Origin of the sequence: Citrobacter sp. (assembly GCF_050252275.1) — a bacterium.
Classification (GTDB): domain Bacteria; phylum Pseudomonadota; class Gammaproteobacteria; order Enterobacterales; family Enterobacteriaceae; genus Citrobacter_A; species Citrobacter_A amalonaticus.
Genome location: NZ_JBFWLF010000113.1, coordinates 1 through 13,060, shown reverse-complemented (window position 1 = coordinate 13,060; position 13,060 = coordinate 1). Strand labels below are relative to the sequence as shown.

The 13,060-nt window shown below is 52.0% G+C and carries 10 protein-coding genes and 1 pseudogene; 7 read left to right on the top strand and 4 right to left on the bottom strand.

What is annotated here, in order from left to right; translation table 11 throughout:
- The 6 genes from AB7E14_RS11495 to AB7E14_RS11470 all read left to right on the top strand — a co-directional run.
- On the top strand, positions 1–678 hold a 678-nt coding region (locus AB7E14_RS11495; protein ID WP_428169534.1), incomplete at its 5' end, for a sugar-binding domain-containing protein.
- A gap of 108 nt (positions 679–786) precedes the next feature.
- The gene (lsrK, locus tag AB7E14_RS11490; RefSeq protein ID WP_428169533.1) at positions 787–2,379 is read left to right on the top strand and encodes an autoinducer-2 kinase; all 1,593 of its coding nucleotides are present in this window, start codon (positions 787–789) and stop codon (positions 2,377–2,379) included.
- Positions 2,380–2,391: 12 nt separating this feature from the next.
- Positions 2,392–2,742, top strand: coding sequence for a cupin domain-containing protein (locus tag AB7E14_RS11485; protein ID WP_042999277.1), 351 nt, complete (start codon positions 2,392–2,394; stop codon positions 2,740–2,742).
- A gap of 245 nt (positions 2,743–2,987) precedes the next feature.
- The gene (locus tag AB7E14_RS11480) at positions 2,988–4,955 is read left to right on the top strand and encodes a YjhG/YagF family D-xylonate dehydratase (protein ID WP_044256827.1); all 1,968 of its coding nucleotides are present in this window, start codon (positions 2,988–2,990) and stop codon (positions 4,953–4,955) included.
- A gap of 329 nt (positions 4,956–5,284) precedes the next feature.
- Positions 5,285–6,664 (top strand): glycoside-pentoside-hexuronide (GPH):cation symporter, encoded by a 1,380-nt coding sequence (locus AB7E14_RS11475; protein ID WP_042999279.1) that lies wholly within the window; start codon positions 5,285–5,287, stop codon positions 6,662–6,664.
- 10 nt (positions 6,665–6,674) lie between these two features.
- On the top strand, positions 6,675–8,291 hold the full coding sequence (locus tag AB7E14_RS11470; protein WP_316962090.1) for a glycoside hydrolase family 43 protein: 1,617 nt from the start codon (positions 6,675–6,677) through the stop codon (positions 8,289–8,291).
- Positions 8,292–8,303: 12 nt separating this feature from the next.
- Here AB7E14_RS11470 and AB7E14_RS11465 read toward each other — a convergent pair whose 3' ends face one another.
- The 3 genes from AB7E14_RS11465 to AB7E14_RS11455 all read right to left on the bottom strand — a co-directional run bounded on the left by AB7E14_RS11465 (position 8,304) and on the right by AB7E14_RS11455 (position 11,059).
- A complete protein-coding gene (locus AB7E14_RS11465; protein WP_316962089.1) occupies positions 8,304–9,065 on the bottom strand; it encodes an IclR family transcriptional regulator in 762 nt (253 codons plus the stop codon).
- 208 nt (positions 9,066–9,273) lie between these two features.
- The gene (locus tag AB7E14_RS11460) at positions 9,274–9,990 is read right to left on the bottom strand and encodes an SLATT domain-containing protein (RefSeq protein ID WP_042999282.1); all 717 of its coding nucleotides are present in this window, start codon (positions 9,988–9,990) and stop codon (positions 9,274–9,276) included.
- 196 nt (positions 9,991–10,186) lie between these two features.
- Positions 10,187–11,059 (bottom strand): phosphorothioated DNA-binding restriction endonuclease, encoded by an 873-nt coding sequence (locus AB7E14_RS11455; RefSeq protein ID WP_316962088.1) that lies wholly within the window; start codon positions 11,057–11,059, stop codon positions 10,187–10,189.
- A 141-nt stretch (positions 11,060–11,200) separates the two neighbouring features.
- On the opposite strand from AB7E14_RS11455, the pseudogene AB7E14_RS11450 reads away from it, so the two are divergent.
- Positions 11,201–11,837: pseudogene (locus tag AB7E14_RS11450) on the top strand (HNH endonuclease).
- A gap of 48 nt (positions 11,838–11,885) precedes the next feature.
- On the opposite strand, the gene AB7E14_RS11445 reads toward AB7E14_RS11450, so the two are convergent.
- On the bottom strand, positions 11,886–13,060 hold a 1,175-nt coding region (locus AB7E14_RS11445; protein ID WP_428169532.1), incomplete at its 5' end, for a sigma-54 interaction domain-containing protein.

Here is a 13,060-nt window from a genome sequence, read left to right as displayed (position 1 = left end):
CCCGGCGCGGATGCATGTGTTCGCCTGGGGATCGGCGCTGCGCATATGTTGATGGAGTCACTCCAGCCACAGCAGATTCTGGCGGCGGGCTTCGGCGAAGCGACCATGAATACCTTAAAACGGCTCAGTGGGTTTATTTCTGCTCAGCAAATTCGCCTGGTGACGCTGTCGGGTGGCGTGGGGCCTTACATGACCGGGATTGGACAACTCAACGCGGCCTGTCCGGTCAGTATTATTCCGGCGCCGCTTCGCGCCTCTTCTGCGGAGATTGCCCGGACGTTAAAAAATGAAAATAGCGTCCAGGATGTCCTGCTGGCCGCCCAGGCAGCCGATGCGGCCATTGTCGGTATCGGCGCTATCAACCAGAAAGATGAAGCCACCATTATTCGCTCAGGCTATATCACGAAGGGTGAACAACTGATGATTGGCCGCAAAGGCGCGGTGGGCGACATTCTGGGTTACTTCTTCGATGGTGAAGGGCAGGTGATCCCGGAGATGAAGATTCACGATGAACTGATTGGGTTAACCCTCAATACCCTGAAGACGATCCCGACCGTGATTGGCGTCGCCGGGGGCGTGAATAAAGCGGAAGCGATCGCCGCCGCGATGAAAGGGGGCTATATCAACGCATTGGTCACCGACCAGGAAACTGCCGCCGCCATTGTCAGCGGACAGTAATGCGTATCTGTCGTGCAGGCGTACGGCAGGGGAGTAACAGAATTTCCGTTTGTACCGTGGAGAAAGCATTGACGACCTGACAGATATAATAAGCCGAGGACTAAAACGATGGCCCGACTCTGTACCCTCTCTGACTCAGAACATTACCTGATGGCACTGGACGCCGGAACTGGCAGCGTCCGCGCCGTGATTTTCGACCTGGAAGGCAAACAAATTGCGGTGGGACAAGCGGAATGGCGACACCTTGCCGTACCGGATGTGCCCGGCTCGATGGAATTTGATCTGGGAAAAAACTGGCAACTGGCCTGTGATTGCATTCGCCAGGCACTGCATATCGCCGGTATTGCGCCGGAAGCAATAGCTGCCGTTTCCGCCTGTTCGATGCGCGAAGGCATTGTGGTCTATGACGCAGAGGGAACGCCGGTCTGGGCCTGTGCCAACGTGGATGCCAGAGCGGCACGGGAAGTCAGCGAGCTTAAAGAGATCCACGACTACACTTTCGAAAGCGAAGTCTATCGCAGCACCGGCCAGACGCTGGCGTTGAGTGCCATTCCGCGTCTGCTCTGGCTGGCGCACCATCGTTCGGACATCTATCGTCGCGCCTCGACGGTCACGATGATCAGCGACTGGATGGCCTATATGCTCAGCGGCGAGCTGGCGGTCGATCCTTCCAATGCCGGAACCACGGGCCTGCTGGATCTCAAAACGCGCGACTGGAAACCCTCACTACTGCAAATGGCCGGACTGCGGTCGGATATTCTCTCGCCGGTCAAAGAGACCAGCACGCTGCTGGGTAGGGTGACGGCTCAGGCTGCAGCCCTGTGCGGGCTGAAAGCCGGCACGCCGGTGGTGGTGGGCGGCGGGGATGTGCAGTTGGGCTGTCTCGGCCTTGGGGTTGTTCGTCCGGCGCAAACCGCCGTACTGGGTGGCACATTCTGGCAGCAGGTCGTGAATTTACCTGCGCCGATTGTTGATCCTGAGATGAACGTACGCGTTAATCCGCACGTCATTCCGGGAATGGTACAAACTGAATCGATCAGCTTTTTTACCGGCCTGACGATGCGCTGGTTCCGTGATGCCTTCTGTGCCGAAGAAAAGCTGATCGCCGAGCGCCTGGGCGTCGACACTTATACACTGCTGGAGGAGATGGCTTCCCGGGTGCCGGCAGGGGCATGGGGCGTGATGCCGATTTTCTCCGACCGGATGCGTTTCAAGAGCTGGTATCACGCCGCCCCTTCGTTCATCAACCTGTCCATCGATCCGGAAAAATGTAATAAGGCCACGCTGTTCCGCGCGCTGGAAGAGAATGCGGCCATTGTGTCGACCTGCAATTTACAGCAAATCGCCGATTTTACCGGGATCCATCCCACGTCGCTGGTGTTTGCCGGGGGAGGCTCGAAGGGCAAACTCTGGAGCCAGATTCTGGCAGACGTGTCAGGGCTGACGGTCAACGTTCCGGTCGTCAAAGAGGCGACGGCGCTGGGTTGTGCGATTGCCGCTGGCGTGGGGGCCGGGATTTGGTCATCCATGGCTGAAACGGGCGAACGACTGGTGCGCTGGGAGCGGGAGCATGTTCCGGACAAGGAGAAACATGCGCTTTATCGGGAATCGCGCGAGGAATGGCAGGCGGTATATCAGGAACAGTTAGGTCTGGTCGATCACGGGTTGACGACCTCTTTGTGGAAAGCGCCGGGTTTATAACAGGAGATCGTCATGATTAAATCGAATGAAGCGCAGCATGAGTACCGTTTTGGCGACAGTGGCCCGAAATACCTCATTCGTGGCCCGGTATGTGACATGGGCGTCGTCATGCTCCAGCCCGGTCAGTCTTTTCCCAACCATCGCCACATCGAAGCCTGTGAAATTTTTTATACCCTGGCAGGCGAAGTGACGCTGTACCTGAACGGTGAACCCTACACATTAGGCTCCGGGGATGTGATGCACTGCGATCCCGGTGAAGCGCATTTTCTGGTGAACAAAGGGGAAGTGCCGTGGAAAGGGGTCTTTGTGAAATCGCCTCATATACCGGGTGACAGTCATCCGGTTGAGCCTGCCGGGTATTAGCTTTCGGGATCATCAACGGTCGGATAGTCAGTGGCTGTCCGACCATTTCGTTAGCGTAACCTTCTCGTTACATTTCGTTGCTTACCGTTTTGTGATCAAGGCTAAAAAACGCACAGCCTGCTCCTCTCTCTGATTTACCTCTACGCATGGCCTGCATTACAGTGAATCTATAAATAAGAACGTTGTTCTATAATGTAGAACAATAATGGAGCGACCTGAACCCCGACGCTCGGGAGATTGAGACAATGTCTATCAACACCATTTTTACGCCGCAGGATGAACCGTTCTATGCGGTGAAAACCCACGCTGCCGGCCCCCAGGGGGCATTGCCGCTGACGCCGCAAATGTTACTGGAGTCTCCCAGCGGTAACCTTTTCGGCATGACGCAAAATGCCGGAATGGGCTGGGATGCTAACAAACTCACGGGCAGAGAAGTGTTATTGATTGGCACGCAGGGTGGTATTCGCCACTCAGATGGCCGCCCTATTGCTCTCGGTTATCACACCGGGCACTGGGAGATTGGCCTGCAAATGTCGGCGGCGGCGAAGGAAATTACCCGTCTCAGTGGCATTCCTTTCGCGGCATTTGTCAGCGATCCGTGTGACGGTCGTTCGCAGGGGACGCACGGCATGTTTGATTCGCTGCCTTATCGTAACGACGCGGCGATTGTCTTTCGCCGTTTGATTCGTTCGCTACCGACACGGCGGGCGGTCATTGGCGTGGCGACCTGTGATAAGGGGTTGCCCGCAACGATGATTGCGCTGGCGTCAATGCACGATCTGCCGGTGATCCTCGTACCGGGCGGGGCGACATTACCGCCCACCTTCGGCGAAGATGCCGGAAAGGTACAAACCATCGGTGCTCGTTACGCTAATAATGAGTTGAGTTTGAAAGAGGCATCCGAACTGGGGTGTCGCGCCTGCGCGTCGCCCGGCGGCGGATGCCAGTTCCTGGGGACCGCAGGGACATCACAGGTTGTGGCGGAAGCGTTAGGACTGGCGCTGCCGCACTCGGCGCTGGCACCGTCAGGCCAGGATGTGTGGCTGGAGATTGCGCGTCAATCGGCGCGGGCAGTGATGGCGCTGGATGAAAAAGGGATTACTGCCCGCGACATCCTCACCGACAAAGCGATAGAGAATGCGATGGTGGTGCATGCGGCCTTCGGAGGCTCGACGAATCTGCTGCTGCATATACCGGCGATCGCCCATGCCGCCAGATGCCGCCTGCCGGATGTGGCGCAGTGGAGCGCGATCAACCGCAAAGTGCCGCGCCTGGTCAGCGTGTTGCCCAACGGCCCGGATTATCACCCGACGGTGCGTGCATTCCTGGCGGGGGGCGTGCCGGAGGTGATGCTGCACCTGCGTCGACTGGGACTACTGCATGAAGATGTGATGACAGTAACCGGGCAAACACTCGGTGAAAACCTCGACTGGTGGGAGCACGCCGAACGTCGGGCGAAATTCCGTCAGTGCCTGCGCGATCAGGACGGTGTGGATCCTGATGACGTAATCCTGTCGCCGGAAGGGGCAAAAGCGAAAGGGATGACCTCCACAGTGGCGTTCCCGGTGGGTAATATCGCGCCAGAAGGGTCAGTGATCAAAGCGACGGCGATCGACTCGTCTGTGGTGGATGATGACGGTGTTTATCGCCATACGGGCAAGGCGCGCGTATTTGTCTCGGAAGAGGCGGCGATCAAAGCCATCAAACAAGGGCAGATCCAGCAGGGCGATATCATGGTGATTATCGGCGGTGGGCCATCCGGCACTGGCATGGAGGAGACTTACCAGCTCACTTCTGCGCTGAAGCATATCTCATGGGGAAAAACCGTATCGCTCATTACCGATGCCCGTTTTTCCGGCGTATCCACCGGCGCTTGCCTGGGGCACGTTGCGCCGGAAGCGCTCGCGGGCGGGCCGATCGGCAAATTGCGCACGGGGGATGTGATTGAAATTGTGGTCGATCGCTTGTCATTGAAAGGCAGCGTGAACTTTATCGGCAGCGCACAAGCACGACTGACGCCGGAAGAGGGCGCGACAGTTCTGGCGGAGCGCGAGTTACATCCCGACCTGAAGCCCCATGACTATCTGCCTGACGACACCCGACTGTGGGCTGCATTGCAGGCGGTAAGCGGTGGAACCTGGAAAGGGTGCATCTACGATACGGATAAAATTATTGAGGTGATTAACGCCGGGAAAAAAGCACTTGGGCTTTGAATAATTAAAATTAATTAATCAGTCGCCGGAACACTATTTTCGGCGACGAATAATATTGTCCTGAAATATATTATCCTTCACGGGAGGATGTCTTTTTTTTATTTTCTTGAAAAGTGCATCGTTATCACAGAAGTTAAAATACATAACCGCTAAAGCAAATATGACAATTGTTGTCTCATCGAATCCCTCTCTACAATCTTCCTCGTAAGCATCATCTGGTAAGCATACGGATAAAGGGTGTATTCCTCACAAAGTTCACGTTCAGATATTTAATTTTGTAGGTCCCGGTCATTCGGAACGTATTTCTCTCATATTCTCTGGAGGTAGAAATGCAGTTAACAATGAAAGATAAAATTGGTTATGGACTGGGGGACACCGCCTGCGGTTTCGTCTGGCAGGCCACGATGTTTTTACTGGCCTACTTTTATACCGATGTTTTTGGTTTGTCGGCAGGCGTAATGGGCACATTATTCCTGATTTCACGCGTGCTGGATGCGATAACCGATCCATTAATGGGGTTAATGGTTGACCGAACGCGTACCCGCTACGGCCAGTTTCGTCCCTATTTGTTGTGGGGAGCGATCCCGTTTGGCATTGTCTGCGTATTAACATTTTATACGCCTGATTTCTCCGCCCAGGGCAAAATCATTTATGCATGCGTCACCTATATTTTATTGACGCTGGTTTATACCTTTGTGAATGTCCCTTATTGTGCCATGCCCGGCGCCATTACCGCTGATCCAAAAGAGCGTCATGCTTTACAATCGTGGCGTTTTTTCCTGGCCGCTGCCGGTTCATTAGCCATTAGCGGCATTGCCCTGCCGTTGGTAAAAATTATTGGCCAGGGGGATGAACAGGTCGGCTATTTCGGCGCGATGTGTGTATTGGGTATTTGTGGCGTAGTGCTGCTGTTCGTGTGTTTCTTTACAACGAAAGAGCGTTATACGTTCGAGATTCAACCTGAATCATCGGTTAAGAAAGACCTTAAATTGTTGATGGGGAATAGCCAGTGGCGAATTATGTGCGCCTTTAAAATGATGGCGACCGGTTCGAACGTGGTTCGCGGCGGCGCAACACTCTATTTTGTAAAATACGTGATGGACCATCCTGAGCTGGCAACGCAGTTCCTGCTCTATGGCAGCCTGGCGACGATGTTTGGTTCTCTTTGTTCGTCTCGTCTGCTTGGCAGATTCGATCGCGTGACGTCGTTTAAGTGGATCATCGGCATTTATTCACTGATCAGCCTGAGTATTTTCTTTATTCCGTCGGACAATATCGCGTTGATATTTGCGCTGAATATTGTGTTCCTGTTTGTCTTTAATACCACCACACCGCTGCAATGGTTAATGGCCTCTGATGTGGTGGATTATGAAGAGAGCCGAAGTGGGCGTCGCCTTGATGGCCTGGTGTTCTCTACCTATCTTTTCAGCCTGAAAATCGGTCTGGCCATTGGCGGCGCGCTGGTGGGCTGGATCCTTGCCTTCTCCAGCTACTCGGCAAGCAACGCCGTGCAGCCAGATAACGTCCTGATGACCATCAAAATCCTCTTCTGCATCGTACCGGTCGTGCTTTACGTCGGTATGTTCACACTGCTTTCGTTCTACAAACTGAGCAGCAAGCGTGTGGAAGAGATCAGCCAGCAGCTGCAACGTCAGCGCACCGCGCAGCCTGAGAGCAAACCTGCCGATGCCGCTGTGGCAGTGAACTGAGGAGAGAACCATGTATCAGATTGAAAACCCGATCCTGACCGGCTTCAACCCGGACCCGTCTCTGTGTCGTGTGGGCGAGGATTACTATATCGCCACCTCAACCTTTGAATGGTTTCCCGGTGTGCGAATTTATCATTCTCGCGACCTGAAACACTGGTCTCTGGCCAGTACTCCGCTCGACAGCGTGGCGCTGCTGGATATGAAAGGCAATCCGGATTCTGGCGGCATCTGGGCGCCTTGCCTGAGCTATGCCGATGGCAAATTCTGGTTGCTGTATACCGACGTAAAAATCGTTGATTCGCCGTGGAAAAATGGCCGTAACTTCCTGGTTACCGCGCCATCTATTGAAGGGCCGTGGAGCGCGCCTGTGCCAATGGGCAACGGCGGGTTTGACCCTTCACTCTTTCATGATGCGGATGGACGAAAGTATTACATCTATCGCCCGTGGGGGCCGCGTCATCACAGTAATCCTCATAACACCATTGTGTTGCAGGAGTTTTTTGCTGACACGCAAACCCTTTCGCCGCAGCGTTCAACGCTCTTTACGGGTACTCCATTGGGCTATACCGAAGGGGCGCATATTTATCGTCGCGAGGGCTACTACTATCTGATGGTGGCGGAAGGGGGAACCAGTTACGAACATGCCGTGGTGGTATTGCGGGCAAAAAATATTGATGGGCCGTACGAACTGCATCCCGATGTGACGATGATGACCAGTTGGCATCTGCCGGAAAACCCCCTACAGAAGAGTGGTCACGGTTCACTGCTGGAGACCCATACCGGCGAATGGTATCTGGCGTATTTGACCAGCCGTCCGTTACATCTTCCGGGAATTCCGCGATTAGCGGCAGGCGGGCGGGGATACTGTCCGCTCGGGCGTGAGACAGGGATTGCGCGTATCGAGTGGCGTGACGATTGGCCCTATGTTGAAGGGGGCAAACACGCGGCGCTGACGGTGCCGGGGCCACGTATGACAGAGCAGGCTAGCGTTGGAACGGGAGCGTGGCGAACGGATTTTGACAGTGAAAGGCTCGATCCGGAATTGCAGACCCTACGTATTCCGTTTGATGACCAGCTTGGCTCGCTGACCGCCCGACCTGGATTTTTACGTCTGTATGGCAATGATTCGCTGAACTCCACCTTTACCCAGTCAACGGTCGCTCGCCGTTGGCAGCATTTCTGTTTTCGTGCTGAAACGCAGCTGGCCTTTTCTCCGCGCTACTTCCAACAAAGCGCGGGGCTAACCTGTTACTACAACAGTAAAAACTGGACGTACTGCTTTATGGACTGGGAAGAGGGGCGCGGACGAACGCTGAAGATTATTCAACTCGATCACAACGTGGCGCACTGGCATCTTTACGATAATCCGATTCTGGTGCCGGAGAATGCGGAAAACGTCTGGCTGCGAGTGGATGTGGACAATCTGGAATACCGCTATAGCTATTCATTTGATGGTGACCACTGGCAGACCATTCCGCTAACGTTTGAGGCGTGGAAACTGTCGGATGACTATATTGGCGGCAGAGGCTTCTTTACCGGGGCATTTGTTGGTTTGCACTGTGAGGATATTAGCGGCGACGGCTGCTACGCCGATTTCGCCACCTTCTCTTATCAACCGAAAGTTTAGCGAGACACAGGGTCAGGGTTGACGATAGCCCAGCGTTATCGACAGCCCCAGCCCGGCATCCATCAGTTTCTGACGCCAGACGGCCAGCTCGGCGTCGTTTACGCGAGAAGTGAGAGTGGAGAGGCTAAGGGCTGCGATAACCCGTGATTCATGATTCCAGACCGGTACCGCGACGCAGCGCACGCCGGGCTCATTCTCTTCGTTATCCATCGCATACTGGTTATGGCGGGTTTCTTTCAGCGCGGCAAGTAGCGAGGCGCGATCGGTAAGGGTGGCGGGGGTAAAGCCATTGAACTGATACCCCTCCAACACCGCAGCAAGTTCTTCCTCATCCAGCCAGGCGAGCAATACCTTACCGATAGCCGTGGCGTGAACAGGCAAGCGGCGACCAATTCGTGAATAAGCGATGGCAGCCTGCTTACCTTCTATTTTCTCAATATAGACGCCTTCGTTGCCGTCCAGAATACCCAAATGGGTGGTTTGTCCCGTTTCCTGCGAGAGCCGGATCAACCAGCTTTTTGCCTTCTGGCGAATATCCATTGTGCCAACGACAAAGTGGCCACGCTCGACCAGTTTTATTCCCAGACGGTATTTTCCGTTTTCCGGGTTCTGATCGATATAGCCATGCAACTGAAGCGTTTTAAGAAGAGAGTGGAGGGTACTTTTGCTCAATCCCATCAGTTTGCTTATCTCGGTGATTTTGAGTTCCGTAGCCTGTTCATTAAACAAGTCGAGGATCTGCAAAGCACGTTCAACAGACTGAATTATTGGCATAATTTTCCACCGTCCACGAAGAATTCTTCTTGTGTGACCGTACTATTTTCGAGGGTGAAAAGCAATGCCGGACATGCTTGCATGATGCAGGTTTCAGGGCAGATAAGTGCAGGTGTTACAGGGCACGCTGAGTTGATGAATCGTTCTGTGTGGGCGACCTGCACCGGTTTGATTGAGAACGGGCTTAATCGCCCGTTGTACGATGAGATTAACAGGATAATGTCAGATAGCATTTCACATAGCGTAAATAATCTCTTTTCCTGATGATTTTTAATGAGCATAATACGTAGGCGATTTTTATCTTTATATTCACACTTACAATAGTACTTAGCTTTAATGTCGTACGTTTTTTCTTGGTGCTAAATTTTATAATATCCTTTTCCATCTCAGCTAGTTTTCCTTTGATGGCATTGCGTCGGTAAGCATTCATACTCATCGCTTTGAATGAGTCGCTATTATTCGTCGGACATGACTCACCCTCTTTGTTTATCTCCAGATACTTTTCTAATAAAGGTTCGTATTCTTTTATTTTCTCATTATAATTGTTTTTATTGATTTCATTTAAAAGAGATCTTGCTTTCCTGGATATTTCAATATAGGCATTGCCGACATATCGATGTTGTGCCGTTTGTTTCTCTAAACCAAGAAAACCGATAATTGCAGTTGAAATACCAACTAATAATGGAAGGATATGACTCAAAGCCGTATCCCAGGAGGCCCAATGTTCTATTTGAAGATAAGAATTTAGTAATTCTAATATGCTCTTGCCTATTCCAGATGATATTACAGCGGAGCCTACGACGGCAAATAAACCCAGATAGATTCGCCATTTGTTTTTTCTGTCGGCAGCAATAAAGTGCCTGTCCTTGCCAATTTTACAATCATTTTCCAGATTCGCAATTTCAATGATTTTTTTCTCATTCATAAATATTAACTCTATGCTGTGAAAAGGGTAATTTTTGTGCTTTTCAATGATGTTAGCCTTATAGAAAGACCACTTGTGAGATATATGATAAAAGAGTTTTGACCTAATCTAACGCAAGTTAAACGAAAGTATCATACCCTATTTTTTGTCATGGCTACTGAAAGTTCTAATGTTTCCTGAGCAAGCCTGATCTTTATCATCTCCTGAACACCTCTCTCCTATGCCAATCCACGAATTCGTCCTGCGGGCAGTAGGCTTTTACCTGCGGTAGAGAAATGATCTTCCCCTGAAAATCCCAAAACAGCCTGCCGACGATCCCGCTACCGTTAACCGCTTCTGAAACCTGTACTCGCATACTCTCATCTAATCCAATGGATCCCTTATCAAAAGCTTTATGATGGATTGCGCAGAGGGCCAGACCATTCGGAATTTCGCAAGGACCACCGTACTGCTTCCATTTGATATGGGCAGCTTCCAGCGCGACAGAGGTATTGTCGTGCCGCATGTTGTAGCCGCAAATGGCGCATTCATAGTTGTAGGCTCGCAGTACCTGCTGGCGGAACAGGGGATCGCGCTGTTTACGAAGCAACTGGAGTTCAAATCCCAGTTCATCGGCGAGTTCTTCCTGAATACTTTCGGTAAAATGGGCTTCGAGGATTTGTCGGGCGAGTGAATTAATCAGTTTCTTACTTTTTATCAGATGGTCGTAATGTTGCTTATCAAAGCCGCCAGCAACGTTAAATTCAACCAGTTCACCAGCGGGAGGTTGTCGGCTACTGCCAAATGTGGAACAGCGCTCCGCGTTTTGCAGTTGCCAGAAACCGTCTCCCTGTAAACGCCAGAAGGGCATGTCCGGTCGGTACTGGGCGCGTTGGGGGCCAAATCGCTCCAATAGACTACGTAGGTTATCGCGAACTTCCGAAGCATAATCAAACAGACGCCCATGACCTTGCTGATAACCCGCCAGTACGTATAACAGCAGTAATGGCTTATGCGGCGCGCGCTGCTCGCCTTTGCGCCAGATCGTCATGTCGGTAATTGCCTGTTGCAGCATCTGAATGGAACCCATTGATTTCATTACTCGAGAAATAATTGCGATGATGCTCGCAAAATACGGCCTGATCAAGCGGTGAAGGAGGGATACACTGGTGGGGTCACGGAGTCTTGCCAATGAGACAAGCAAAGCCCCGGATTACATGGATCATATCAAATGAATGAATTACCCGATCGATTGCCACGGAAATACATTATTAAAGCCATTCGAGCCTACGATGACTGGTTCCCTCATCTTTTCAAAGAGGCCCGACGTTATGAGGTAGTGTTTGATGGCCGCCGCTATCGCTTCAAAAGCGATCGTGGGGATCGCGGCAACGTTGATGACCGGGAAAACATTCACGCCGCAGGATTTCTCGGGAGGTATCAAATCGAAATGCGTGCGTTTGTTGATTGAGCAAGGATTTCACATCGTGCAGGGAGAAAAGGGGGCTGCAACTGTCAGCGATACCCTTTTCCCCGATGAGCTAACATCGCAAATCGACTATGTGGAAGGAGCGGCTACGCAGGTGGTGGTGAATTGTTATGAACGCGATCGCAATGCTCGACAGAAAGCGCTTGAGTATCATGGCTATCAATGCAAGGTGTGCGGCCTCGACATGTCAAAGGTATACGGCGAAATCGGCAAGGGGTTTATCCATATTCACCATCTGGTACCGCTTTCGGCGATTAAAGAGGATTATCATCTGGATCCCATTGACGATCTGATACCAGTCTGCCCGAATTGCCATGCGATGTTACACCGACATAATCCGCCATTGACCCCAGAAGAATTAAAGCAACGAATGAGTTGAAATAATATTGGACTCAGCAGGCGACCGGCATTGCGTCGTTGCCCTCCCTTAGCGGTCCATCTGATTATATTTTCGCCATAAACTCATTTTGCTGATCCCCAGATGGGCGGCGACTTTCTCTTGATCCTGTTCAAAAAGATCCATGTAGAACGCAATAATCTGTCGCTCGAGATCTTTAATGATGACTTTCAGCTGTCCTTTACTCAGATCCGCGACGATCCTCCCATTTGTCTGTGACGCGTTGCAGGATTTAAGCGCGTTAAAACCGGTCAGATTTAATATCTCAAACAGCGAAGCGTCCGGAAATCCGGCCGATAATAGTGCCAGTCGTTCAATGATAAAATTCAGTTCACGCACGTTTCCCGGCCAGTTGTAAGTGGAAAACAGGGCGATGAACTGCGCCAGTTTATGCCCGCAGCCCGATTTTTCGAGGAAGTGCTCAGCCAGAAAACGGACGTCGCCGTCTCTTTCCCGTAGCGGCGGCACCATTAGCGGTAAGACGTTCAACCGGTAGTAGAGATCGCCGCGAAACGAGCCTTCCTCCGCCATTTTTTCCAGCGATCGGTTAGTGGCGCCGATAATACGCACATCGACAGGGATAATATCCTTTCCCCCCACCCGCATAATTTCGTATTCCTGTAAGACGCGTAACAGGCGGCTCTGAATAGGCAGTGGCAGTTCACCAATTTCATCGAGAAATAAGGTTCCCTGGTGCGCCAGTTCTATCAGACCTTCTTTTCCTTCGCGCCGCGCGCCGGTAAAAGAGCCCCCTTCATAGCCAAACAGTTCGCTTTCCAGCAGGGTTTCCGGAATGGCGGCGCAGTTAATGGCGACAAATGGACCCCGGTGGCGTTTACTCTGGTTATGAATACTCTGCGCGAATAGCTCTTTACCGGTGCCGGATTCCCCATAAATCATCACCGGGGAGTGGGTATTGGCATAAATTTTTGCCAGATGAATGACCGACTCCATGTGTTTATTTTGCGTGAGGATATGCTCAAAACGGTAACGGGCGGTGAAGCCTTTTTTCATCAGCTTGCCGCGAATAATCCGCTCCACTTTTTGGATTTGCGGCGTATCGGTAAACGAACACACCACCCCAATACACTGCGTACCACGAAATATTGGCACCCGGCTGGTAATGATGGAGGTATTGTCCAGATCCATAATCTCCCGGATCTCGGGGGATTTTGTCAGCAATACCTGGTTAATCCGCGTATTTT